Consider the following 24,716-nt stretch of genomic DNA (forward strand, 5'->3'; position numbering starts at 1 on the left):
GGTGACACATCCATGCAGCCCATGCTGAATATCGCGCTGCGCGCCGCCCGCAGCGCCAGTGAACTGATCTTCCGCTCCATCGAGCGCCTGGATACCATCAAGGTCGATGAAAAAGACGCCAAGGACTACGTGTCCGAGGTTGATCGCGCCGCCGAGCAAAAGATCGTCGACGCCCTGCGCAAGGCTTACCCGAACCACTCCATCCTCGGTGAAGAGACCGGCATGCACGCCGGTACTGGCATCGAAGGCGAAGAGTACCTGTGGATCATCGATCCGCTGGACGGCACCACCAACTTCCTGCGCGGCATTCCTCACTTCGCTGTCAGCATCGCCTGCAAATACCGTGGTCGCCTGGAACACGCCGTCGTGCTGGACCCGGTTCGCCAGGAAGAATTCACCGCCAGCCGTGGCCGTGGCGCCCAACTGAACGGTCGTCGCCTGCGCGTCAGCGGCCGCACCAGCCTGGACGGCGCCCTGCTGGGTACCGGCTTCCCGTTCCGCGATGACCAGATGGACAACCTGGACAACTACCTGGGCATGTTCCGCGCCCTGGTCGGCCAGACCGCCGGCATCCGCCGCGCCGGCGCTGCGAGCCTGGACCTGGCTTATGTGGCCGCTGGCCGTTTCGATGCGTTCTGGGAATCGGGCCTGTCCGAATGGGACATGGCTGCTGGCGCCCTGCTGATCCAGGAAGCCGGTGGTTTGGTGAGCGACTTCACCGGCGGCCACGACTTCCTTGAAAAAGGCCACATCGTTGCCGGCAACACCAAATGCTTCAAGGCTGTGCTCACCGCCATCCAGCCGCACCTGCCGGCTTCGCTGAAGCGCTAAGCAACCGGCTACAAAAAAGCACCCTTCGGGGTGCTTTTTTTATTCCCGGATTTCGACATACCTCCAATTATCTGCAAGAGCAAAGCCTGTGGGAGCAAAGCTTGCTCGCGATGACGGCGGCACATCCAACATTGATGCAAGCCGACCCACCACTATCGCGAGCAAGCTTTGCTCCCACAGAGAAGACTTGGGTAGCCGGGAAATCGAAGCCTGCCGCAGATCCCCTGTGGGAGCGAGCTTGCTCGCGAAGAGGCCGACACATCCAACATCCTTGCAACCTGACCCACCGCTATCGCGAGCAAGCTTTGCTCCCACAGAGAAGATTTGGGTAGCCGGGAAATCGAAGCCTGCCGCAGATCCCCTGTGGGAGCGAGCTTGCTCGCGAAGAGGCCGACACATCCAACATCCTTGCAACCTGACCCACCGCTATCGCGAGCAAGCTTTGCTCCCACAGAGAAGATTTGGGTAGCCGGGAAATCGAAGCCTGCCGCAGATTCACTGTGAGCGAGCTTGCTCGCGAAGAGGCCGACACATCCAACATCCTTGCAACCTGACCCACCACTATCGCGAGCAAGCTTTGCTCCCACAGAGAAGATTTGGGTAGCCGGGAAATCGAAGCCTGCCGCAGATCCACTGTGGGAGCGAGCTTGCTCGCGAAGAGGCCGGCACATCCAGTATGGGATTTGGGGTGGGGCATGAAATGCGGGCGAAAAAAAAGCACCCCGAAGGGTGCTTCTTTCATAGCGGTTGGATCACTGAGCCGGTTCGTTCTGGCCCAGGATCAGTTGGCCTTCCTTGTTCACCGGGATCTGGTTGCCCGGGTCGCGGTCCATGCGGACTTTGCCTTCTTTGCCGTCGAGCATGTAGCGAACGTCGTAGCCTACAACCTTGTCGCTGATGTCATTGACCGTGTTGCAGCGAGTCTGGGTGGTGGTGTAGGTGTCGCGCTCCTGCATGCCTTCCTGAATCTTGTTACCGGCATAACCACCACCGGCCGCACCCGCCACGGTGGCGATCTTCTTACCGGTGCCGCCGCCGATCTGGTTGCCCAGCAGGCCACCGGCTACGGCGCCCAGGACGGTACCGGCGATCTGGTGCTGGTCCTGGACTGGCTTCTGCCGAGTCACGGTGACGTCCTTGCACACTTCACGCGGGGTCTTGATTTGGGTCTTGACCGGCTCCACGGCCAATACTTGCGCATACTCAGGGCCACTTTTTACCAAGCTGTAGGTGGCGACCGCACCACCGGCTGTTACACCGACAGCACCCAATACCGCACCAACCAGCATCGATTTGTTCACTTGAACCTCCTGACCATCACAAGCGGATTAATCCGCGCTTCTCCCAGCCTTGGAGCACAAAAAAAGGCGCGAGTTCAACTCGCGCCTTTTCAGTGGTGACGAATGGAAACCGGAGCCTTACGGGCGGTCGTCCACTTCCGTTTCAGCAGCAGCCGGAGGAATCAGATCCTCGGTGCTCAGGTTCAGCCAGATCAGCACCACGTTGGCGATGTAGATCGACGAGTAAGTACCCGCCAACACGCCGATGAACAGCGCGATGGAGAAACCGAACAAGTTGTCGCCACCAAAGAACAACAGCGCAGCAATCGCCAGCAAGGTGGAGATCGACGTCGCCATGGTCCGCAGCAGGGTCTGGGTGGTCGAGATGTTGATGTTCTCGATCAGCGAGGCCTTGCGCAGCACACGGAAGTTCTCACGCACCCGGTCGAACACCACGATGGTGTCGTTGAGCGAGTAACCGATGATCGCCAGCACCGCCGCCAGCACCGTCAGGTCGAAGGTGATCTGGAAGAACGACAGGATGCCCACGGTCACGATCACGTCGTGGATCAGCGAGACAATCGCGCCTACCGCGAACTTCCACTGAAAGCGGAAGGCCAGGTAGAGCAGGATGCCGCCCAGGGCCATGAGCATGCCGAGGCCGCCCTGGTCGCGCAGCTCTTCACCCACTTGCGGGCCAACGAACTCGACGCGCTTGACCTGGGCCGGGTTGTCGCCGCCCGCCTTCTGCAAGGCTTCAGCCACCTGGTGACCCAGCTGCGGGTCTGCACCCGGCATGCGCACCAGCAGGTCGGTGGTCGCACCAAAGCTCTGCACGATGGCATCGCTGTAGCCCGAGGTCACCAACTGCTCACGCACCTTGGTGACGTCGGCCGGACGCTCGTAGGTCAGCTCGATGAGCGTACCGCCGGTGAAATCCAGGCCGTAGTTCAGGCCCTTGTGGAACCAGCTGAACAACGCCAGTACGGTAAGGAACAATGTGACGCCGAACGCAACGTTGCGAACGCCCATGAAGTTGATTGTACGTAACATGGCAGCCCCTTAAATCCACAACTTCTTGAAGTCACGACCGCCAAAGATCAGGTTGACCATTGCGCGGGTCACCATGATGGCCGTGAACATCGAGGTAAAGATCCCGAGGGACATGGTCACTGCGAAGCCCTTGACCGGGCCGGTGCCCATGGCGAAGAGAATCCCGCCGACCAGCAACGTGGTCAGGTTGGCGTCGAGAATCGCGGTGAATGCCCGGCCGAAGCCTTCGTTGATTGCCCGTTGAACTGTCATGCCCGCGGCGATCTCTTCACGTATCCGCGAGAAGATCAGCACGTTGGCGTCCACCGCCATACCCATGGTCAACACGATACCGGCGATACCCGGCAGGGTCAGCGTGGCACCCAGCAGCGACATCAAGGCCAGCAGCATCACCATGTTCACTGCCAGCGCGACGGTGGCGATGATGCCGAAGAAGCGGTAGATGGCGATGATGAACAGCGACACGAACAGCATGCCCCACAGCGAAGCATCGATACCCTTGGTGATGTTGTCGGCACCCAGGCTCGGGCCAATGGTGCGCTCTTCAGCGAAGTACATTGGCGCGGCCAGACCACCGGCACGCAGCAGCAGGGCCAGTTCCGAGGATTCACCCTGGCCGTTCAGGCCGGTGATGCGGAACTGGCTGCCCAGTGGCGACTGGATGGTCGCCAGGCTGATGATCTTCTTCTCTTCCTTGAAGGTCTGCACCGCGACGTCTTTCTCGACGCCGTTGACCACTTGCTTGGTGTAAGTGGTGGTCGGCTTCTGCTCGATGAAGATCACCGCCATGCTGCGACCGACGTTGCTGCGCGTAGCGCGGCTCATCAGTTCGCCGCCATGGCCGTCGAGGCGAATGTTCACCTGCGGACGACCCTGCTCGTCGAAGCCCGCCTTGGCGTCAGTCACCTGGTCACCGGTGATGATCAGGCCACGCTCGATCTGCGCCGCCGGACGGTTGCCCTCACGGAACTCGAAGCTCTCGGAAGTCGCCTTGGAAGCACCCGGCTCAGCGGCCAGGCGGAATTCCAGGTTGGCGGTCTTGCCGAGGATACGCTTGGCTTCGGCAGTGTCCTGCACGCCTGGCAGCTCAACCACGATGCGGTTGGCGCCCTGGCGCTGCACGATCGGCTCGGCCACACCCAGCTCGTTGACGCGGTTACGCACCGTGGTCAAGTTCTGCTTGATGGAGTATTCGCGGATTTCCGCCAGCTTGGCCGGGGTCATCGCCAGACGCAGCACTGGCTGACCATTGAGGTCGGCCGGCACAACGTCGAAATCATTGAAGTTCTTGCGGATCAGGCTACGGGCCTGCTCGCGGGTATCGGTATCGCTGAAGCCCAACTGAATGGCACCGTCGAGTTGCGGCAGGCTGCGATAACGCACGCGCTCTTTACGCAGCAAGCTCTTGACGTCGCCTTCGTAGACTTTCAGTCGCGCATCGAGGGCTTTTTCCATGTCCACTTCCAGCAGGAAGTGCACACCGCCGGACAAGTCCAGACCCAGCTTCATCGGATGCGCGCCGAGCTTGCGCAGCCATTGCGGGGTGGTCTGGGCCAGGTTCAGGGCCACAACGTAATCGTCGCCCAACGCCTTGCGCACCACGTCCTTGGCTGGCAGTTGGTCTTCGGCCTTGGCCAGACGCAACAGGCCGCCCTTGCCGTTTTCGGCGATGGACGCAGCCTTGACCTCGATATTGGACGCTTTGAGCGCAGCGCTCGCACGGTCCAGATCGGCCTGGGTGACCTGCAGCGCAGTGCTTGCGCCACTGACCTGAATGGCCGGGTCATCCGGGTATAGATTGGGAGCGGAATAAATCAGACCGACCGCCAGCACCGCCAGGATCAGTACATATTTCCACAGAGGGTATTTGTTCAGCATCACGCCGCCCGCTTATGACGCGGGGCGCCTTGCGCGCCCCGTCGATTGAATAGAAGTTGTTACTTAGATCGCTTTCAGCGTGCCCTTTGGCAGCGTGGCCGCGATAGCGCCCTTCTGGAACTTCATTTCAACAGTGTCGGACACTTCCAGAACCACGAAGTCATCAGCCACTTTGGTGATCTTGCCAGCGATACCGCCGGTGGTGACCACTTCATCGCCCTTCTGCAAGTTGCTCAGCAGGTTCTTCTGCTCTTTGGCGCGCTTGGCCTGTGGACGCCAGATCATCAGGTAGAAGATGACCAGGAAGCCGACCAGGAAAATCCACTCGAAACCGCCGCCCATAGGGCCGGCAGCAGCAGGTGCAGCCGCGTCAGCCATGGCATTAGAGATAAAAAAGCTCATTTAGCACTCCAGTTGCAAGTATTGAATCTAGGGATCGGAAAACTCAGTCCAAGGGCGGTACAGGCAACCCGCGCTTGGCATAGAAGGCCTCGACAAAGGCGGCCAATGTACCCTGTTGAATAGCCTCGCGCAAACCAGCCATAAGCACCTGGTAATGGCGCAAATTGTGGATGGTATTGAGCATACTGCCGAGCATTTCGCCGCACTTGTCCAAATGATGCAGATAAGCGCGGGAGAAGTTCTGGCAGGTGTAGCAATCGCACGTCGGATCCAGCGGCGAATTATCATGGCGATGAAACGCGTTACGGATCTTCAGCACACCAGTGTCGATGAACAGATGCCCATTGCGGGCATTACGGGTTGGCATCACGCAATCGAACATGTCCACACCGCGGCGCACACCCTCAACCAGATCTTCCGGTTTGCCAACGCCCATAAGGTAACGAGGTTTGTCAGCCGGCATTTCACCCGGCAGGTAATCGAGCACCTTGATCATCTCGTGCTTGGGCTCGCCCACCGACAGGCCGCCAATCGCCAGGCCGTCGAAGCCGATCTTGTCCAGGCCTTCGAGCGAGCGCATGCGCAGGTCGCGGTGCATGCCGCCCTGGACGATGCCGAACAGCGCGGCGGTGTTGTCGCCATGGGCGTTCTTCGACCGCTGGGCCCAGCGCAACGACAGCTCCATGGACACCCGCGCCACGTCTTCATCGGCCGGGTACGGCGTGCATTCGTCAAAGATCATCACGATGTCCGAGCCCAGGTCGCGCTGCACCTGCATCGACTCTTCCGGTCCCATGAATACCTTGGAACCGTCCACCGGAGAAGCGAAGGTCACGCCCTCCTCCTTGATCTTGCGCATCGCGCCCAGGCTGAACACCTGGAAGCCGCCGGAGTCGGTCAGGATCGGGCCTTTCCACTGCATGAAATCGTGCAGGTCACCGTGGGCCTTGATCACTTCCATGCCCGGGCGCAGCCACAGGTGGAAGGTATTACCCAGGATGATTTCCGCGCCAATCGCCTCGATGTCACGCGGCAGCATGCCCTTGACCGTGCCGTAGGTGCCCACCGGCATGAACGCGGGGGTTTCCACGGTACCGCGGGGGAAGGTCAGACGACCACGACGAGCCTTGCCATCGGTGGCGAGCAACTCGAAGGACATGCGACAGGTGCGACTCATACTGTTTCCTCGGGTCCGCGTGGCGCGGGGTTACGGGTGATGAACATCGCATCACCGTAGCTGAAAAAGCGGTATCCATGCTCGACGGCGGCCTTGTAGGCGGCCATGGCTTCGGGATAACCGGCGAACGCCGAAACCAGCATCAACAGCGTGGATTCGGGCAAATGAAAGTTGGTGACCAGGGCATCGACTACATGAAACGGCCGGCCCGGGTAGATAAAGATATCGGTGTCGCCACTGAACGGCTTGAGCACGCCATCGCGGGCGGCGCTTTCCAGGGAGCGCACGCTGGTGGTCCCCACCGCCACCACCCGACCGCCGCGTGCGCGACAGGCCGCCACGGCATCGACCACGTCCTGGCTCACTTCCAGCCATTCGTTGTGCATGTGGTGGTCTTCGATACGCTCGACGCGCACCGGCTGGAACGTGCCAGCGCCGACGTGCAGCGTCACGAACGCGGTCTCCACGCCCTTGGCCGCAATGGCCTCCAGCAACGGCTGATCAAAATGCAGCCCCGCCGTCGGCGCCGCCACTGCCCCCAGGCGCTCGGCGTACACGGTCTGATACCGCTCGCGGTCCGAACCTTCGTCCGGGCGGTCTATATAAGGAGGCAACGGCATGTGCCCGACACGGTCGAGCAGCGGCAACACCTCTTCGGCAAACTCCAGCTCGAACAACGCATCGTGCCGCGCCACCATCACCGCCTCACCGCCGCCGTCGATCAAGATCGACGAACCGGGCTTGGGCGACTTGCTCGACCGCACATGGGCCAGCACGCGATGGCTGTCCAGCACCCGCTCCACCAGAATCTCCAGCTTGCCGCCGGAGGCCTTCTGGCCAAACAAACGCGCGGGAATGACACGGGTATTGTTGAACACCATCAAATCGCCCGGGCGCAAATGCTCAAGCAAATCAGTGAATTGACGGTGAGCCATGGCACCGCTGACCCCGTCCAGGGTCAACAGTCGACTGGCGCGACGCTCGGCCAGAGGGTGGCGAGCGATCAGCGAATCCGGGAGTTCGAAGGTAAAGTCAGCAACACGCATGATGGGGTTCGTCTAGCAGGGCCGGAAAGTCTAGCGGAAATATCAAAAATTCACCATGAAACGTGATTGACCAACGGTAGGCACCTCTCTATACTTCGCCGCCATTGAGCCCTGATGGCGGAATTGGTAGACGCGGCGGATTCAAAATCCGTTTTCGAAAGGAGTGGGAGTTCGAGTCTCCCTCGGGGCACCATCTTAAAGAAAGACCTTGAAATTCAAGGTCTTTTTTTTCGTCTGTAGGAAAGTGGTTTGGCCGGGGCCCAAGCAGATCCAAGCCAAACCCCGATCCGCTTTTGTGGCGAGGGGATTTATCCCCGCTGGGTCGCGAAGCGGCCCCAAATACCCAACCCCATGGTGAGGAAGAACCTGGGGACAAGGAAGAACCGGTGGCAGGGAAGATCCTGTGGTAGGAGAAGAACCTGTGGCGAGGGAGCTTGCTCCCGCTTGAGCGCGAAGCGCTCACAAAGCAGTCACCACCCTCACCGATACTCCGAGTTGCCACCGCCAAGGCATAAACCATCACCCCACCCTCCTCACCCAATCACCAAGGATTTCACCCCATGGAATTGCTGCTGGAAACGGTCGCTCTTTACTCCCTCAAGCTGGCTTATGAGACAGAGGGTCACAGCCCGATTCTGCGGGATGATCCGTTGATGGGGGGGTGTGATCGGGAGGTTTTTGGGTTGTTGATAAGGCGGGGCGATGTGGCTGGGATTCAGGGCGAAATCGGTCGATGCCTGGATTTAGCGTTGGGGGCGATTGGCGGGGCGGATACAGTGCTGGGCCGAGAGCTGCATCGTTTGGCTGCGGATTTCAGCGCTGCGCAGAAGATGGACGACCTTCACGCTCCGCTCATCGCGCTTAACGGTTATGTGAAAGATATTCTATAAACCGCCGCGCTCGCTCCCACGCCGCGTGGTAACGCATCCCGCGACGTTCCGCGTTGCAGACTTAACGGGCAAAACACGCTCCTACGCAGGCAATCCATGGACGACATCATCACAGCGATAGGCAGTTGGCTAACCGAAACCCATGAAGCAAAACGGCGAATGGTTAGCAACCTGGAAATGCTCTTCTGGATCGCCGTCGCGATTGTCGGCGCGATCGCCGCGAAGGATTACGCCGCGAAGCGTAAGGCGCTGATGGTGCGAACGGAGCTGGCCTTGCCGGAGAAGGACCTGATCGCTACGTCGTTAAGTGACGAACAGGGTCGTGCAGTTAAATATGTTGGCACCCTGCGGCGGGTTGAGGGCGGGTATTCCGTTAGCGTGATGCGGGAGGCGGACGGGGAGCGCAACGAGTCATGTAGCGAGGTGATGCCGTCGTTGGAGAGGGTTGAGGTTTATCTTACGAGCTGCACGTCGTTTATTTTGTCGGATTTCAAAGACTGAAGTGGGCTGTGAAGACAGTCATAACGGTCCCTTTTCTTCTGATCAAAAATACGATATCGGCAAAGCCGCTACCTCTGCTCTCGTCGTCACTCGATTGTCTTTAAAGATTTTCAAAACGAAGCTAACCTACGGATGAGCCTACGCCTCGTTGATCGGATGACCGAAGAGGTCCCTTCCACCTTAGTAGAGCTTCATATAGAGTGCAGCCCGGCGCAAATGGTACACAACATATGGCGGAGGGATATATGAGCTCTGAAAAGAGCGCGGAGGCACGCCTCAAAGCTGCCGTTATTGACCGCTTAATAAACTCCGGAATTTTGGATGAAAACTCTGTATTAGTGTCAGAACTGACAGTAGATAACTGGACACATAGAACCGATATCGTTCTTGCAAATGGTCGCCTTTGGGGCTTTGAGCTAAAATCTGAGAAAGACTCTCTCTCCCGGCTTCCGGCACAGATAAAGTCTTTCTCCCGACATTTTGAAAAGTTTGTTCTCGTAGTATCAAAAAAATTCGAGAAGCGAGTTTTAGAACTTATCAAAGATGCAAACGGTGTCGGTCTATGGGTTGCATCGAACAATGGTGAAATAACCGAAAAAATTCGGCCTCGGGCAAAATTAATATCACCTGAAGCATCCATAAGCTTAATAACAGCTACCGAACTACGTCGCCTCTTGACCGCTAACGGCATAAAGCATCAGAAAACAAGCCATCGAAGTGACCTAGTCGACCTCGCAAAAAATCTGCCGCCAACGATATTAGCTGACGGCGCTCGCACTGCTATAAAAATACGCTTCAAAGAGGTTCACGACCGCTTCTTACTCCAGCGAGAGCGAACGGATTCTTATGAAGCCATACCTGCACTGAGAAGAACGACCGGTTCTAAACGACCAATCGCTCTACCCTATGAGGCGGATGACTTAACAAAATACCCGACAATTCCAACAGAACATCCTGACCTTATATACTCTCCTTCAGGACCAGTGATAGCCAGATCACGCCGTTAAATATCGACATCAAAATCATCGTCACCACTAGCTTGCGATGCGATATATTGACGTTCAATATGCATATTGACTCGTGCTGCGATCCAGTTTGCTGGTGCCGCGAAGCCTGCAGGCACACTGACAGCTGTCTCTTCAATTTTCGCAGCCCCCCAAGAAGTCTGTGTAAATACTGGATCCCAATCCGGAGACTGAATTATTGATCTCGCGCATTGCATGTATCCACCGGCGCTCTCCCTATACCGACGATAAATCCATGAATCATCCAAGCAATAATCAATTCTTGGCACATATCGACTTATACTCGGCTCAAATGGCTCGGAAAATATTGATGAATGATCACCATAAATTGCGACAAGATCCCCACCAATCTGCGCATGAAGTTCCCGTTCTTCAATTTCTAACACCCCGCTTTCTTCACCATAGGCTGCGACAGAACGAGGATATGAAGATCCAACGACGGCGACACGCGCAACTGAATCTATCGCTCTTAAAGCAGAGATTAGACGTCTAGCTTCGGATTCTCTCGGTGCAATCGCCCCTCTGACGTAACCGAAGTCCAACACGAACAGTATGTTATTTACATCATCAACAGCTGAAATCGCCGCTTGTAAGGCAGGCAAGTCGTGTACACCATTTCTCGAGCGAATAGCTACTACACCATGTCGCCCCTCAATTTCAATTACTTGCCGAATAAACGAACGGACATTGCCACCCTGTTCTAAAACTGCGGTCGGAACATAGTTCTCACTACCGTGAAATAGGGCTCTCCACGCGGCATAATTTCCAGCAGAATTAAGATACTCTGAAAAATCCGCACAATGCTGATGATTATGTGAATTGATATCTATAAAAGCCCGAGGAACAATATTCTTTACCGCATCTAGAACCTGCCGAACGCCAGATGTTGTTCCGAGCTTACCAATTGAAATGAGAGGAATCACGCCATCCTTCGTGGCTTGCCTAAGCTCCTTATACCCACGAAGCTCCGCTCTCCTTGACCTAAAGCACGGAAGATACTTGATGCTGTCAAGATCATTACTAGTTATCATTTTGACCATCCTGATTACGAGGTCTTATTCGGCGAACTGGAGCTTCCGGAGTTAAAGCCGCCAGTTCATACATGGAGCGTATCGCCGTGGCAATACTGCTGGACGTGGCACTCCATTCTCCTGCCTGACGCCTTGACTCCTTTAGATCGGTTTCCAGGTCACTGATGCGTTTGCTTTGTTGGTGTGTTATTACCCATAGCCCAACCGCAAGTGTAAAGGAGGATCCAGCCGCTATAGCTAAAATAATTGTTTTATCCTGCCAGACAAGAGCGGCAACCCCAACCACCCCGAAAATGAACGCGGAGATGGCTAGTGTCGCACCGAGCCAAGAAGTGTTTGACGCACTTGCTGATTCCATTCACAAGTCCTCTACCTTGCGCTTACGCCACCTCTTTATTGAGCGACTGCTACGCTATTTAATGCCAATTACCTTGAACAACAATCTACCCCTGCCCTTTTTCTTTAGCGGTGAAAATCACATTTTTTCCTTTTGTGGCAAGAAAACTAGGTAGCGACAAGTTCGGCGATTTTCTTCGCGACCACTGCCATTGAATCTTCTGCAGTGTCCAGACCGCTTCGGGATGCGAGCAAAGGGCTGACGTTCCGGAGAGCCTCATACGACGTGTTATGCACTATGGGAACGAGCTGATTTCCAGCCAAAAGTGCCGAAAGTTCCTTATCGGCGACGCTCTCCTTGGGAAGGCGCACTAGCAGCGCAGGGGTCACCAGCACAAGCCCTATACGCGAGTTCGCCAGGCCCTTGTCGATAGCGCGCATCATCGGGACGCCGAGGCCAAGGTCCTTCTCGCTAAACCAAACTCTGACATTAGCTGCCACGAGCAGATCATGCAGCTCTTTGGCTGGCCCGCTCCGGTCGTCCCACGCGTGGCACAGGAAGACGTCACGAAGGTCAGGTTGCTCCGCTGCTCGCTTCTCAATGGTTTCGCGGATTGGCGTGAGTGACTGCACTTGCGTAGCAGTGTAAGACACGGGCGAATCCGCTTTCGACCAGCGCGGCCGCGAACTTGATCTGCCACTACTGCCACCATAGCTCCCCCCACTGCTACCCGACACAGGGTAGGACGAGCCGTAACTCTCATAGCGGTAGCTAGTGCGGTAACGGCATGCTGGGCAGGCAGCAGCCGCTGCTGATGAACTATGTCCCCGTACTGGCGCTGTACATCTAGCCATGTCGTAATTCTCCCTTTGATATAGGTCTTTCAATTCAAAGTTTAAGCAGTTCATGTGCTCTAACGTTGAAAGTTATCGCTATGCCGTTGCGTCAAATTCAAAAGGGTGGTTTATTCCAGAACGTCCCCCGCTGCTAAAAAATAAGTTTGCTACCCGCTTTTCACAACACAAAACATTAACTGCTACGTATATGTACTCAAACCAGTTAACCAGCACCTTTTTTCAGTTCCTAGGCGTTTGGTGGGGGCTGAATACAGATCACTTGTTTATCTCGACCGACCAATAAACCGATAATGAGAAAGATTACCCCGAGAAAGAAACCAACGAAACCTAGAAATCCACTCACCAAGGTGCCACCAATCGCGGCCCCTGCGGTTTCCGCACCTGAATGAGGGCCGCTAATGTTGGTCGCGATATGGCTTCCGGTAAAAACAATACCAGCCAAGGGGAGCATGAACGCAGCGATGCCCGAGGTGACCAAAAGTCGGCGCCATGCCTTCCCAGCAGAAGGGGCGGAGACAGCTATTGCTAGTGCAATGATCCACGTTACGAAGAAAACAATCGCGCCAGCCCCTCCAGCGGCTCTCGTGGATGCCGCCCCGGCGATGGCTACAACTGTCGAAACAAGAATCGCTAATATCAGTCCCGCGACCAACCCTGCAAGAATCTTCATCCTGAACTCCTGTTTACACCGCGCCGTATATATGCTCGACTCAGGTATAGCAGCAAAACGCCACTGCTGCCCTGCGAAAATTTGTCACACCTCAGCTAGTAGAAGAAAAGCCCTCATGAATGAAGAAAGGGAACCTTTGGGGCCTCGGGCACAAAAAAAGGCCTTGCTAGGCAAGACCTTTTTCCAATCCAGGCGGCACGTAGCGCTGCAGCCCTACCTCACCTCAACAATATCCAAAGCCCAATTAGCCAACAGCTCACTCACCTCAATCACCTGCAAAATCCCCAACGCAACACGTCGCCGCGAGCCATCCAGATCAAACGCCAAATCACCGATCATCGCGTTCGCCGAAGCCAGGTTCTCACTGAGATTCGCAAGCAAACACTCAGAATCCACACTTGGATCAATACGAAGAATGGAGTCGGTCTTGTCAGACGTTTCGCTCTTAGGCTTGGGTTTCAGGTAAAAATCCAACGCTCGCGTGGCAGCGTCATCGATTTTCTTGTTGCGGGCAGACTGAGCACGGGAGACGTGTTCGTTCGTATCAGGGGGGATTCGGAGTATCTTTTGCCATTATCTTGCTTCCTGTAGTTGGAGCCATCACCCGCTCGCGACTAAACGATGGAGGAGCTGTACGCAGGTTAGTCGACCGGGGAAACAAGAAACCGGCGCGTCCGAGGACGCCATGCGCACAGTCCCCATCGAGTGCAGGATGGGAGTCCTGGCTGTATGACGCCTTGCACAACCTATTTCACCCAGGACGACTAAACCCGATCACTGATGAGCAGTGACAGGACTCCAACTACCGACGCGGTCCAAGACGCACAAGCCGGCGGGTTTTGGCGTAGTTGTAGGCAAAGGCGCAAGGCGACGTCGGCTTTGTATGCGCTGAATGAACAGCCGCGATCCACGACACCTGCGAGCCATTGACCTACCCCTTGTCTACTGGGATCTGGGACCGGCGTGCCCTTGATAACATCAACAAATAAACCTCCGGCTAGCCTTTTGCCACCAAGAAAATTTTGGTAGCGTGAATTGCCTCTTTCCCCCCTTGCTGAAAATAAAGGACTAGAAAATGCATTTAACGCCATCGGACCCAGATATCGCGACCCTATATCGAAAAATTCGTGCAGATAGGCTCGACCTTCAACCCAACTTCCAAAGGGGCGAAGTTTGGGGTAAGGGAAAAAAACAGCGATTAGTCGATAGCGTTTTAAGAGGCTGGCATATTCCTCCTATCCATGTCATTCAGGTGCCTAATAGCGAGCGTCAGGAAGTGCTCGATGGGCAGCAGCGTTTAGCTGCGATAAGAGATTTTATGCAAGATGGCTTCCCTATAAATGGTGAGCAAGAACCGGCGGAGAAATTCATAGCGGAGCTTGATGGATTATTTTGGAGTGACTTAAGCCAAGAAATCAGAGGGAAATTCGAAGATTTCACCATCAGAGTTCTTACCATCTCAGATTATAAACCACGCGAACCAGGCGAGCTTTTCTACCGTTTAAATCAACCTACAAACTTAACATCTGCCGAACAGCGAAATGCTTATTTTGGCGAAGCACGTCAACAAATAAAAAATCTCACCGAGCACATGGAAGAAGGAGGCTTTAGTCGAGAGCTAATGGGCTTTTCTAACTCTCGCATGGCGTACGACGATATACTTGCAAAATTTTTATTAACTCTCGAAAGCAGAACTCTGACAAAAAAAATAACAGCAAACACCGTAACAAGCAGATATAGGGAATCAACTGGCTTTTCCGCGGAAATAACATCAAGAGCTGTGGAATGCCTCAGGCTACTTTTTGAATGCTTGGAAAACCGTAACAGCGCCAGCAAGCTAAACAAAGCCACAATTTCATCATGGCTGATATTTATTTACAAGGCATTGAATGAAGGAATTAACTTAGATACCGTTATAAGTTTTTACGACCAATTCGAAACTTTGCGCGAAAACCACGAAGGTGTAATTGGGAAAGAGCTAATACCCAACGGCATAACGCAGACCTTTTTAGTAAAAACCATTCAAATATACCAAGACCGCGCTAGCTCTCGCGTAGCTGATACAAGCTCAGTAATATTACGAGACATAATATTATGGGGCCTTTACTCCCTATTCCACCAAACCACAATCCAACCAAATAACGACTTATCGCCATTAAACTTACATTTTCACTATCTCAGCTCCCAAAAAGATATCAGTTTTAGTGAGGCATCCCTATCCAAAATTGCTAAAGATCTGCGTTGGGGAGACGTGCTGTGACGATACTAAAGGAGGCAAAAATCAATGATTACTGGAAAGATCTCTCACGACGCAACTATGGGATTTCCCTAAACAACTTAAAGTTTATTGAGCATGAAGTATTTGACAACTTACAAATCCAACTTTCCGGAGGCATAAATATATTTGTAGGGCGGAACGGAGTAGGGAAAAGCAATCTAGTTCGATTGATCTATAACTGCTTAATTGCGGAAGGGAGTAATCGTGCCGCGTTCGACACTCCAATGATAAACAAGGCAAAAATTGAATTAGCTCTGGAAATCAACAAAAAAACATTTATAAGAACCCTAGAACCGATCGTAGCCGCCTCCATAGAGGGCCCCCCTCTCGGCGCCACATCATTTATGTTTGACCCGTGCACATTAATACCTCTATTCCAGCAGATGCTGTTAGAGCAAAGTAACATTCTAGAACTACTAGAACAACACGGCCAAAACATAGCATCTGAAGAAGACTTAAAAACCCTAAACTACCTAACGGGCAATGAATATACAAAGGTCACTGTAACCAATATTGAAGAAGAATTTTCTGACTATCCGGCATTCCCCTATTTCTGCGTTGAATCTGCAGGCGTAACCTACAACAGTTCCGCAATGGGAATGGGAGAATTGTCACTATTTTATTTTTGGTGGCTTATTGGTTACATCGATAGAGTAGAGGGTTGTAAGATCCTCATTATTGAAGAGCCTGAAAGCTTTTTACCTCCCGCTAGCCAAGACCGTCTAGCAAACCTTATTGCTATGACTTGTGCCAAACAAGGTACTAGTTTGGTCTTATCTACGCATTCTGAACACATTTTGCGTCGCATGCCAACTTCTCGCATGCATCTTGTTTTACGCACTGAAGATGGAGTTCGTACTTACCCAGTTTCAGGTGGAATCGTCTCCCACATGGATAGTTTGGGTCTAGTCACGCCTAAAATCGGCATGATCTTCCTAGAGGATGTTGGTGGAATACTTTTTGCGAAAGCTTTATTCAATAAAGCTGAAGATTTCTCGGTCGACAGTTTTTACTATCACAAATCCGGATCAGAAAGTGAAATCACCACCGACCTAAGACGTTTGGCCTTCCCTCATAAAGGCTGGAGTTTCGTTGGACTATACGACGGTGACTGCCGCGAGAAATCACTGCCAAGTAATGGTGAAAGGTTCTTTTTCTTGCCTGGCAACAAAGCTCCAGATGAAATAATGATGGATTACTTTAAGTCCAAACCGTCTAAAATAATTGCCACTTCATTAATGACTTCTGAACCGCGAATTGCACAAGCAAAAACCGTAGCTGCAGGCAAAGATTTTCACGACTACTTTCACTCCGTCAGCGCTACACTAGGAATAGATTTTAATCGTTTATTTTCATCAGTATGTGAAATGTGGATCGATGACAACCCTCAGCTTCTGAGTGCTTTTATCGAGAAAGCCAAGCAGTCGCTTCAGTAACAGATGGGATCAAAGACTATTCACGTTCAATGGGCAGATTTACTTACCAGTTCGGCAAGTGAATCTGCCCTCTTACAGATATTTTTGAAAGGCTGGGCTCACCAACCTACCTCACCTCAACAATATCCAAAGCCCGATTCGCCAACAGCTCACTCACCTCAATCACCTGCAAAATCCCCATCGCAACACGCCGCCTTGACCCATCCAGATCAAACGCCAAATCACTGATCATCGCGTTCGCCGAAGCCAAATTCTCACTGAGATTCGCAAGTAAACACTCAGAATCCACACTCGGATCAATCCGGAAAATGGAGTCCGACTTGTCAGACGTTTCGCTCTTAGGCTTCAGGTAGTAATCCAACGCTCGCGTGGCAGCGTCGTCGATTTTCTTGTTGCGGGCAGACTGAGCACGGGAGACGTGTTCGTTCGTATCAGGAGGGTTCGGAGTATCTTTTGCCATTTTCTTGCTTCCTTGTAGTTGGAGCCATCACCCACTCGCGACTAAACGATGGGAGGCAGCTGTACGCAGGTTAGTCGACCGGGGAAACAAGAAACCGGCGCGTCCGAGGACGCCCTGCGCACAGCCACCATCGAGTGCAGGATGGGAATCCCGACTGGATGACGCCTTGCACAACCTGTTTCACCCTGGGCGACTAAACCCGATCACTGATGAGCAGTGACAGGTCCCAAACTACCGACGCAGCCCAAAGCGAACAAGCCGGCGGATTCTGGCGTAGTTGTAGGTAAAGGCGCAAGACGATGTGGGCTTGCAGGTTCTGCTCGCCCAATGGCTGACGGCCTGGGCTGACGCGGGTTTTCGCTCCCGTACTCTTAGGATATCGTCAGAGTTCCCAGCACCTTTTTTGCAGCCCGCCCGAGATCGTAGATGAGTAACTTACAGAAGCTGATTGAGAATGCCCGGTCAGGCTTGTCTCTCCAGGAAAAAATTTCAGATGACGGCTGGCTGGCAATCGCTAAGCAATGTGGTGCCCTTGAAATTGAAGAGATCAAACAGCGTATCGCAAGGCTACAGATAGAGCTCGAAACGATTGAGGAATGGGATGGGGATACCCAAGATGACATACATTTCGCAATATCCAGGCTTAATCGATTACTGAGGTCCGTAGAAGCCCGGTAACGGTGTCAGGGACAAGCAGTACCACAACGAAAAAATTGCCCTGAGAGGTCTTGAATTTACTGCATTGCGACAGTCTTCCTCGACACAAAAAAGGTCTTGCTGGGCAAGACCTTTTTCCAACTCACGTAGCACGTGATATTGCTACCTACCTCACCTCAACAATATCCAAAGCCCGATTCGCCAACAGCTCACTCTCCTCAATCACCCGCAAAATCCCCAACGCAACACGCCGCCGCGATCCATCCAGATCAAACGCCAAATCATTGATCATGGCATTCGCCGAAGCCAGGTTCTCACTGAGATTCGCAAGCAAACATTCAGAATCCACAGCCGGATCAATCCGAAAAATGGAGTCGGACTTATCAGACGTTTCACCCTTAGGCTTGGGTTTCAGGTAGTAATCCAACGCGCGAGTGGCAGCGTCGTCGAGCTTTTTGTTGCGAGCAGACTGTGCACGAGACGTGGGTTCATCTGTAACGGGAGGATTCGGTGTAATTTTGACCATAGCCTTAGCTCTCTTTAGTTGAGGCTACTCCCCGTTCGCGACTAAACGATTGGGAGGCAGCTGTACGCAGGTTAGTCGACCGACGAGCTAAGATATCGGCGCGCCCGGAGGCGCCCTGCGCACAGCCACCATCGAGTGCAGGGATGGGGATACCTGACTGATGGACGCTTGAACGACTTAGCAACGACGGGCGACTAAACCCGATCACTGATGAGCAGTGACAGGTCCCAAACTACCGACGCAATCCAAGGCGAACAAGCCGGCGGATTCTGGCGTAGTTGTAGGCAAAGGCGCAAGGCGACGTCGGCTCGCGAGTTGCGGTTGCCCAATGACTGACAGCCCCATCTGACACTTCAAATTGTTCCGGCCTCTCATAGCCAGCCCTACCTGTTTTGAGGAAACCGGAACGACCACTTCAAGAAACCTCCTACATCGCGCCCCTCTCTTCCCGCGTTAGCGTCTGTGCTGCATTTAGCGGACGAGATTCACTACGTGGCGACACGCAAAAAAGATATCCCCCAGGTCCGAAACCCGCCCGGCGGCGACGGGCATCACGTTACCTATCGGGACATGACCGCCAGCGAACTGGCCGAGCGCGAAGCCCGGCAGTTGGCTCACGAAGCCATGCTTGCCCGGCAGGCAGCCTATGAACGAGAGCGCTGGGCCACGGTGGATAAAAAGCCCGTATTCAGCGTGACCGGAAGCGTGTTTGCCAAGAGCTGCAAGCTCCCCAACGGCATCATCGATTACAGCAACCCCAACGGCTACGTCCCGGCAGATCTGGTCAAGCAGTACGGCGAACTCATGTGGCTCGGCGGTCGCAGCGCCGATCCATCCGGCACGATCCCCCTCAAGCGGATCGGCTCGGGTACGGTTCCCGTTACCTTGGGCAGGCTCGCGCTGGGCGGTTCGGCGACTTCCTCGGCTGCAGTTGCCGGCGGCACCGTCGGTGCAGCGTTGCTGACCGGCATCGTCGCCCTGCTCTGGCCGTCCAATCTGGGCGATAGCGCACTTTATAGCGAAGACCAGCTACGCGATCTCAAGCAGGCTCGCAGCCGCATGCGCCTGAGCGTCGAGCAGCAGCCCGACGGCAGCCTCAAGGGTTACGGCTTCTACACCGGCCAGAATCGCGACTGGGAAATGGTCGACGTTGTCCAGTTCACACCGCGAGCCGATCAGTTCATCGCCGACATGGGTGATGGCATCGAACTGATCTGGACGCCGGCCATCAACGCTTCCGACACCCTCGCCATTCCTGCCTTGGAAGCAGCACCCCAGGCGCCTCCCATCTGGATCTATCCGCCGACGCCGATGGCCGACAGCATTATCGTCGACCCGATTTATCCGCCGGAGTACAAGGATTTCATTCTGGTGTTCCCGGCGGACTCGGGGGTTCGGCCGGTTTATGTCGTGGTCTCTGTCAGGCGAAGCGGTAACGCCGACCATGACTACTATCCAGCACCAGAAACCGAAGAAATTACCGGCTTTTCAAATCTCAAAGAGGTAAAAAAGAAAACACCAAAACAAGGAGGGGCTGGACTCAGAGAACGTTGGGTTGATCCTAAAGGACGGACCATTTACGAATGGGACTCCCAACATGGTGAGTTAGAGGCATATCGCGCAAGCGACGGAAGTCATTTAGGCGCGTTCGATCATCGGACGGGAGTGCAAGTAGGTAAAGCTAGAAAAAACCGCAACATCAAAAAATATTTGTGAGGATTCGATGGGCTTAAAAATAAGATTGGATTGGTACGACAAAAAAACCGAATTGGGCGAAGGCAAAGAATATTCGAACGACTTGGGGGATGATTTGTCAGTAATCACGGCATTGGATCTGGAAAGCGAACCCGAAATATATGACGGGGGCTTTGATGTTCGCGCCGAATGGATACCTATCATTCAGCCCTTCTTTGGGCATTCAATCGCCCCAGAAAATTTCGATTATCAAATTGCATTTCGGTACCGAGCCAAATGGGATTAAAACTAAGACTTGAATGGTATAACAAGCAAACCGAATCCTACGAGGGGGAGGAGTATTCCGAAGACTTGGGTGATAACGGCTCTGTCATTGAAGCCCTAGGGATTCCAGTCGAAAACAATGTAAATAACGGAGGGTTTGATGTCCCCCAAGAATGGGTAAAAACCCTCCAACCTCACTTTCAACACTCAATTGATTGGAGCCGCTACGACTATCAGATTGCTTTCGACTATCGAGACAGCTGGTAGCCACGGAGTGAGTGGTCGATTAAAGAGAAATACAGACTCACGCCACATACCGTGCCCGGCTAAAAAACAGTGCCGCACCGATAGCAATAGCACTGGTTGAAGCGATACCCACATCAAAGCCCGAGATGAAGGATGGCAGCGCAAAAATACTCGCGAATCCCAGCGCAAGCAGGGTTATGCCGAGCCATTTCCTGAGGTCGTAGGATTTCATATAGAAGAACAGCAGCAGGAACACCGCGTATGCCAAGGCGTACAGGCCATATTCGCTCATAGTCCTAACCTCCTTGAGCCTTGATGATCATGGAGGATCCGGAGCGTTGCGGACCTATGCCACCGCTAACTTGTGCATCCAGGCTAACGATGACATCACCGGCGTGATAGGTCGGCAACTTGCCCAGTGTGAACTCGCGGACCGCCCATCCCACAGGAAGGGCTGCGCCGGGCATTAATTTGCCGGCCGCCGTGGCGAAAACGCCAGTGGTGAGGTTGGCGATACTCATTCGTTGGGCGTTGAGTAAATCACCTTGTTGCCGGGTCAGGGGTTTTGAAATCCCGATCATCATTTGGCAGGGTAAATCCTTGGCGAGCATTTTGTCGTAGAGCTCCACCACCTGGTTGCTCACTTCATAGTGGGCGGATTTCGCTTCGCCAAAGTGCAGTGTTCTGAGGCTACCCCGTTCATCGGCTGACAGGGTGAAGCGCGATACGCTGAAGATAATTCCATGGTTGCCAGAAAATTGGCCTGTTTCAAACTTCAATGCTCGCATCCTTATCGAGTCTATGAAGGCGGGATTCTGTCTTAGCCGGTGCGCTTTTCGCAAATGGTAAAGCTACGGCTCGGATTGCCCTGCTACCTGACGATCCGCAGTCACGATAAAGGGCCTGCCCTCAAGATCCATTTGCTCCAGGACCATCCTGTTCTTATCCACCTCCTTGATGCGCGCCTGCCCCGATCCCCCTTCGGGGTAGATATCACTGAGGTTGGGCATGCTGGGGCCTATAAATTGCGCCACTGTCAAAGGCGAAATATCTTGGCCGTCAACCGAGTAGGTCTTGGGTAACGTCTTCATCTGCTGCAGCGTGAACGACAGGTTTTCGCTGTCTGCGCTCCAGGTGCCGGCGCCATTGGCGCTGTATTCGAGCCTGAACGGCTTCGAAGGCTCTGTCCCAACCAGCGCGACGACGCCGCTGACGTTGTAATGATTGTTGGCGAAGTATTCGATGGTGCCCTTGAACTCGAACTTCATGCCGTCGCCGTTGGGATAGCTGAACGCTTCGGTCCAACGACCAATGAAGTGGCTTTTGTAGTAGTCGGCCCTCATTTCGGCCAACCAGGATGAAATGCTGGGGAACCCGGCCAACAAGCCAACAATCGCCACGATCGCGGCCCAGCTTTTTAGCGAGTACTGCTTGAGTGTCGAGACAGCGGTCATCCATAACTCCTTATCCATGAGGAGGCGCGCAGCACTCCGGTTTGCCTGAGCGGTTGTTGCCAGACCGCTCAACAGAAGCGGTCTTCTTCTTTCATGCGGTAAATGCGACCGAACGTCATGAAGGAAATTCCGAAGAACACCAATGTCAGCAATACCCCGCCAGCCATGACGAAGAAGCTGGCGCGATAAGTGTGTAGCTCGGTGGCGATGCTGCTGATTTGGGGAAACCAACGTGAATACAGCAGGGGAACGTCACCCCCTACCTCGTACTGATCATGTTCGTTATAGCGTTGGTCCACGTATTCGTCTTCATGGACTTGCTGATCACCGTCGGCATATTGGTAACGAATGATGATGCCGTTTTCATTCATCGGGATGCTTTCCAGTTGCGTCACGGTGCCGTTTACCTCGACAGCGCTCCACCGAATGGCCCCATAAATGGACCCTGAGTGTTTTGCCAGGGAGGCTAGAAATAGCAGTACACAGCAAGCAACGGTAAGCAGGACGATTCGGTTATACAGGTGGTCTTTTTCAGCTTCGCGTGGGTAAAACATGCTCCGGTCCTTCGAATGGGATTGCTGCGCAACCTATCGGCGAGCGACCGGGCAACTTGAGTTTTTATTGAGGCCACGGCCCGTTCGTTGCTGTCGGCCTGTCGATAAGCAGGGTTCAACGAATTGTTATCCTGCCAAGTGTTTCATTTACTTAACAGCACGCCGTCAACACTTTCAATTATCGCCAAAAACAGGCGAGTCGATTCGACAAGCGAAACGGTACGGCTATATTCACAATGCCTCCATCCTGATTGGATTTGAATCCTTCGCCGTAGATCCTGCCGGAGGGACGTAAGCATCCGAACCGGACTCATCTCCTGTTCTGAGACAACTATGCTCGGACAAAGGAATTCCCCATGGCTTTGGTCGACCCTAGAAATAACGAGTACGACGTTTCCAAACTACAAAGTGCAAGTATTATCGGACACGTCACCACCCAGTCTGCACGCATTTGGATTCGCGTCTATACACCAGGAAACTGGAGCCTGGTTTGGTCAAAGAATGCAATCGAAGGAGATTTGGTAAAGCTGGATGGCAAACCGCTGGCCGAGTTTTTGAAACCGTATAACTGTGCTTATGACTCATACGCATTCAGCTGGGAAGATGATCTGACCCATACCTTCGACCTTCAGGGCCTGGATCAAGACACGACTTATTTCTACTATTTAATGACCGACGAGACAGACGGTACGGACACATTCCGCAGGACCGAAATCGGTTGTCATAAGTCACTCGCCTTCAGGACCATGGCAGACGAGATGCTTGATTTCAGCTTTGGATTCTATAGTTGCCATGATCCGTTCAACGCAAATGGAAGTTATGGCGCCTGGCCTCTCTTTCTGGAAAAAATGGATGTTTCAAACGCCAGATTCGCTATAGGGGGTGGCGATCAGGTGTATGTTGATTGCCAGGAAAGCAAGCACTTTCCTGACATCTGGGAGTGGTTGAAAGACAACAAGGACGACTTGATCGCAGAGTGTTCCACAAAAGGTAAGCTTGACCTTAAAAAGCTCGACGCGTACCTGCTCAATCTGTATCGCTGGTACTATCGAGTGTATTGGAAATTTCCACACCTCCAGGAAGCGTTCTCCAAATACCCGCAATACATGATCTGGGATGATCATGAAATCATGGATGGCTGGGGTTCTCGTACCGACGAAGAGCGAATCGCAATAATTTCCAGGTATTTCGAACGCGATGACAAGGTAATAGATAGAAAATTGGTTAATTCAATGTGGACGGCTGCGCGGACGGCTTACTTTGAATATGCGCACAGCCACAATCCCGAGACTGGCGTTTCCAAAGGCTCTTTGAAAAAACCAGAGACCTGTATCTGGGATTACGGTTTTGAAAAAGGCGGCATTCCATTTTATATGCTTGACATGCGTGGACATCACGACGTCGAAACCCCGGAAAAGAAGAACTTTCTTCTCGGCACAAAACAAATCGAACGATTCCAAGGATGGTTGAAAAGTAGCGCGAACTCATCCTCTCCCTTGTTATTTGTGGTTAGCCCGGTGCCATTCGTTCACTGGAAATCGGTGCTCTTGACGGCTGGTTCCTGGCTTGACTCCGCCAAAGATGATTGCATGGATGAGTGGGACCATAGCAGCAACCATGCAGAGCGAAACATTCTGCTCGATTCCATCTTTCCAGCGCTGGACAAAAGCGGCAAGACATTGGTGTTCATCAGTGGCGACGTTCACTGTGCCGCTGCGTTTCGACTGAGCCATGATAAATATCGTAAAGCCAGTATTTATCAGGTGACCTCCAGCGCTATTTCCCGAATGCCCGCCGGGCAGTTCGCCGGAACCGGGATCGCAAATTCTGGAAAGATCAACGGTCATGACTCCATCTATTTCGAGCACCTTTTCAGTCACTCGGAAGACAAGAACTTTGCAATATTCCACGTAGCGGGTGGAGCCTCGGCATCTGTCGATCTCTGTTGGCCTGGTGGCTCACAAGGCGAAGCCGTGGTGAAAACCCTACGACTTCGCTGACTCCCGCTTGACGCAAGGCCTTGATAAAACCTGCGCACTGTAAGTCGCTATGGTGCGCAGTCACGTCCCGAAAATCTTTCCACTCCATCCCTTCCCGCAAAGCTCCCATCCGCTCCAGCAAACGCCCCTCCAATCCCCCGCGTCGATAATCCCTTCTCCACTCACCCC

At 53.7% G+C, this 24,716-nt stretch carries 27 protein-coding genes, 1 tRNA gene and 1 pseudogene; 12 read left to right on the forward strand and 17 right to left on the reverse strand.

Annotated elements, in window-relative coordinates:
• Positions 1–12: 12 nt before the first annotated feature.
• Positions 13–831, forward strand: a complete 819-nt coding sequence (gene suhB, locus AB4O09_RS25685; protein WP_003185165.1) for a type III secretion system regulator SuhB — start codon at positions 13–15, stop codon at positions 829–831.
• Between the two features lie 752 nt (positions 832–1,583).
• Here suhB and AB4O09_RS25690 read toward each other — a convergent pair.
• The 6 genes from AB4O09_RS25690 to queA all read right to left on the reverse strand — a co-directional run bounded on the left by AB4O09_RS25690 (position 1,584) and on the right by queA (position 7,667).
• Positions 1,584–2,132, reverse strand: a complete 549-nt coding sequence (locus tag AB4O09_RS25690; RefSeq protein ID WP_003197986.1) for a glycine zipper 2TM domain-containing protein — start codon at positions 2,130–2,132, stop codon at positions 1,584–1,586.
• Positions 2,133–2,249: 117 nt separating this feature from the next.
• Complete coding sequence (gene secF, locus AB4O09_RS25695; RefSeq protein WP_003197985.1) at positions 2,250–3,164, reverse strand: protein translocase subunit SecF; 915 nt, start codon at positions 3,162–3,164, stop codon at positions 2,250–2,252.
• Positions 3,165–3,173: 9 nt separating this feature from the next.
• The gene (secD, locus tag AB4O09_RS25700; protein ID WP_027913128.1) at positions 3,174–5,042 is read right to left on the reverse strand and encodes a protein translocase subunit SecD; all 1,869 of its coding nucleotides are present in this window, start codon (positions 5,040–5,042) and stop codon (positions 3,174–3,176) included.
• 63 nt (positions 5,043–5,105) lie between these two features.
• Positions 5,106–5,444 carry a preprotein translocase subunit YajC gene (gene yajC, locus AB4O09_RS25705; protein ID WP_003197982.1) on the reverse strand — a complete coding sequence of 113 codons (339 nt, stop codon included), beginning with the start codon at positions 5,442–5,444 and terminating at the stop codon, positions 5,106–5,108.
• Between the two features lie 43 nt (positions 5,445–5,487).
• Positions 5,488–6,603: a tRNA guanosine(34) transglycosylase Tgt gene (gene tgt / locus AB4O09_RS25710; protein WP_161796642.1), complete on the reverse strand. Its 1,116-nt coding sequence runs from the start codon at positions 6,601–6,603 to the stop codon at positions 5,488–5,490.
• 14 nt (positions 6,604–6,617) lie between these two features.
• Positions 6,618–7,667, reverse strand: a complete 1,050-nt coding sequence (gene queA, locus AB4O09_RS25715; protein ID WP_028237240.1) for a tRNA preQ1(34) S-adenosylmethionine ribosyltransferase-isomerase QueA — start codon at positions 7,665–7,667, stop codon at positions 6,618–6,620.
• Between the two features lie 108 nt (positions 7,668–7,775).
• Here queA and AB4O09_RS25720 point away from each other — a divergent pair.
• From AB4O09_RS25720 to AB4O09_RS25735, 4 genes are all read left to right on the forward strand, one after another.
• Positions 7,776–7,860, forward strand: a tRNA-Leu gene (locus AB4O09_RS25720).
• 367 nt (positions 7,861–8,227) lie between these two features.
• The gene (locus tag AB4O09_RS25725; protein ID WP_460107602.1) at positions 8,228–8,557 is read left to right on the forward strand and encodes a hypothetical protein; all 330 of its coding nucleotides are present in this window, start codon (positions 8,228–8,230) and stop codon (positions 8,555–8,557) included.
• A 96-nt stretch (positions 8,558–8,653) separates the two neighbouring features.
• A complete protein-coding gene (locus AB4O09_RS25730) occupies positions 8,654–9,058 on the forward strand; it encodes a hypothetical protein (RefSeq protein ID WP_460107604.1) in 405 nt (134 codons plus the stop codon).
• A gap of 245 nt (positions 9,059–9,303) precedes the next feature.
• The gene (locus tag AB4O09_RS25735; RefSeq protein ID WP_460107606.1) at positions 9,304–10,065 is read left to right on the forward strand and encodes a sce7726 family protein; all 762 of its coding nucleotides are present in this window, start codon (positions 9,304–9,306) and stop codon (positions 10,063–10,065) included.
• Here AB4O09_RS25735 and AB4O09_RS25740 read toward each other — a convergent pair.
• From AB4O09_RS25740 to AB4O09_RS25760, 5 genes and pseudogenes are all read right to left on the reverse strand, one after another.
• The gene (locus tag AB4O09_RS25740; RefSeq protein ID WP_460107609.1) at positions 10,062–11,123 is read right to left on the reverse strand and encodes a beta family protein; all 1,062 of its coding nucleotides are present in this window, start codon (positions 11,121–11,123) and stop codon (positions 10,062–10,064) included. The two genes, AB4O09_RS25735 and AB4O09_RS25740, sit on opposite strands and share 4 nt — an antisense overlap.
• Positions 11,104–11,472 (reverse strand): hypothetical protein, encoded by a 369-nt coding sequence (locus AB4O09_RS25745; protein ID WP_460107611.1) that lies wholly within the window; start codon positions 11,470–11,472, stop codon positions 11,104–11,106. The genes AB4O09_RS25740 and AB4O09_RS25745 overlap by 20 nt, the downstream gene beginning before the upstream one ends.
• A gap of 146 nt (positions 11,473–11,618) precedes the next feature.
• Entirely contained in the window at positions 11,619–12,104 is a 486-nt protein-coding gene (locus tag AB4O09_RS25750; RefSeq protein WP_460107613.1) for a toll/interleukin-1 receptor domain-containing protein, read from the reverse strand.
• A 430-nt stretch (positions 12,105–12,534) separates the two neighbouring features.
• A complete protein-coding gene (locus AB4O09_RS25755) occupies positions 12,535–12,978 on the reverse strand; it encodes a hypothetical protein (RefSeq protein WP_460107615.1) in 444 nt (147 codons plus the stop codon).
• 213 nt (positions 12,979–13,191) lie between these two features.
• Positions 13,192–13,552: pseudogene (locus AB4O09_RS25760) on the reverse strand (DUF6124 family protein).
• 501 nt (positions 13,553–14,053) lie between these two features.
• Between AB4O09_RS25760 and AB4O09_RS25765 the strand changes: the two are divergent.
• Both AB4O09_RS25765 and AB4O09_RS25770 read left to right on the forward strand, forming a co-directional pair.
• On the forward strand, positions 14,054–15,238 hold the full coding sequence (locus tag AB4O09_RS25765) for a GmrSD restriction endonuclease domain-containing protein (RefSeq protein WP_460107617.1): 1,185 nt from the start codon (positions 14,054–14,056) through the stop codon (positions 15,236–15,238).
• On the forward strand, positions 15,235–16,692 hold the full coding sequence (locus tag AB4O09_RS25770; protein ID WP_460107620.1) for an ATP-dependent nuclease: 1,458 nt from the start codon (positions 15,235–15,237) through the stop codon (positions 16,690–16,692). The genes AB4O09_RS25765 and AB4O09_RS25770 overlap by 4 nt, the downstream gene beginning before the upstream one ends.
• A gap of 106 nt (positions 16,693–16,798) precedes the next feature.
• Here AB4O09_RS25770 and AB4O09_RS25775 read toward each other — a convergent pair whose 3' ends face one another.
• Positions 16,799–17,152 (reverse strand): DUF6124 family protein, encoded by a 354-nt coding sequence (locus AB4O09_RS25775; protein ID WP_460107623.1) that lies wholly within the window; start codon positions 17,150–17,152, stop codon positions 16,799–16,801.
• Between the two features lie 426 nt (positions 17,153–17,578).
• Here AB4O09_RS25775 and AB4O09_RS25780 point away from each other — a divergent pair, with 426 nt between their 5' ends.
• On the forward strand, positions 17,579–17,830 hold the full coding sequence (locus AB4O09_RS25780; protein ID WP_460107625.1) for a hypothetical protein: 252 nt from the start codon (positions 17,579–17,581) through the stop codon (positions 17,828–17,830).
• A 145-nt stretch (positions 17,831–17,975) separates the two neighbouring features.
• On the opposite strand, the gene AB4O09_RS25785 is transcribed toward AB4O09_RS25780, so the two are convergent.
• Positions 17,976–18,335 carry a DUF6124 family protein gene (locus AB4O09_RS25785; RefSeq protein ID WP_460107627.1) on the reverse strand — a complete coding sequence of 120 codons (360 nt, stop codon included), beginning with the start codon at positions 18,333–18,335 and terminating at the stop codon, positions 17,976–17,978.
• Positions 18,336–18,827: 492 nt separating this feature from the next.
• Between AB4O09_RS25785 and AB4O09_RS25790 the strand changes: the two genes are divergently transcribed.
• The 3 genes from AB4O09_RS25790 to AB4O09_RS25800 are packed head-to-tail and all read left to right on the forward strand — an operon-like array spanning position 18,828 to position 20,561.
• A complete protein-coding gene (locus tag AB4O09_RS25790) occupies positions 18,828–20,051 on the forward strand; it encodes a colicin E3/pyocin S6 family cytotoxin (RefSeq protein WP_460107630.1) in 1,224 nt (407 codons plus the stop codon).
• Positions 20,052–20,058: 7 nt separating this feature from the next.
• On the forward strand, positions 20,059–20,316 hold the full coding sequence (locus AB4O09_RS25795) for a colicin E3-like toxin immunity protein (protein ID WP_038857523.1): 258 nt from the start codon (positions 20,059–20,061) through the stop codon (positions 20,314–20,316).
• Positions 20,307–20,561: a colicin E3-like toxin immunity protein gene (locus AB4O09_RS25800; protein ID WP_460107633.1), complete on the forward strand. Its 255-nt coding sequence runs from the start codon at positions 20,307–20,309 to the stop codon at positions 20,559–20,561. Before AB4O09_RS25795 ends, AB4O09_RS25800 begins: the two co-directional genes overlap by 10 nt.
• Positions 20,562–20,598: 37 nt before the next feature.
• Here AB4O09_RS25800 and AB4O09_RS25805 read toward each other — a convergent pair whose 3' ends face one another.
• From AB4O09_RS25805 to AB4O09_RS25820, 4 genes are all read right to left on the reverse strand, one after another.
• A complete protein-coding gene (locus AB4O09_RS25805; protein ID WP_003197955.1) occupies positions 20,599–20,832 on the reverse strand; it encodes a hypothetical protein in 234 nt (77 codons plus the stop codon).
• 4 nt (positions 20,833–20,836) lie between these two features.
• Positions 20,837–21,319: a hypothetical protein gene (locus AB4O09_RS25810; protein ID WP_003197952.1), complete on the reverse strand. Its 483-nt coding sequence runs from the start codon at positions 21,317–21,319 to the stop codon at positions 20,837–20,839.
• Between the two features lie 72 nt (positions 21,320–21,391).
• On the reverse strand, positions 21,392–21,994 hold the full coding sequence (locus tag AB4O09_RS25815) for a hypothetical protein (RefSeq protein ID WP_003197950.1): 603 nt from the start codon (positions 21,992–21,994) through the stop codon (positions 21,392–21,394).
• A gap of 68 nt (positions 21,995–22,062) precedes the next feature.
• Complete coding sequence (locus AB4O09_RS25820; protein WP_460107636.1) at positions 22,063–22,548, reverse strand: DUF3592 domain-containing protein; 486 nt, start codon at positions 22,546–22,548, stop codon at positions 22,063–22,065.
• A 356-nt stretch (positions 22,549–22,904) separates the two neighbouring features.
• Here AB4O09_RS25820 and AB4O09_RS25825 point away from each other — a divergent pair, with 356 nt between their 5' ends.
• A complete protein-coding gene (locus AB4O09_RS25825) occupies positions 22,905–24,548 on the forward strand; it encodes an alkaline phosphatase D family protein (protein WP_460107638.1) in 1,644 nt (547 codons plus the stop codon).
• Positions 24,549–24,716: the final 168 nt, after the last annotated feature.

The organism is Pseudomonas sp. H1_F01 (assembly GCF_054681425.1).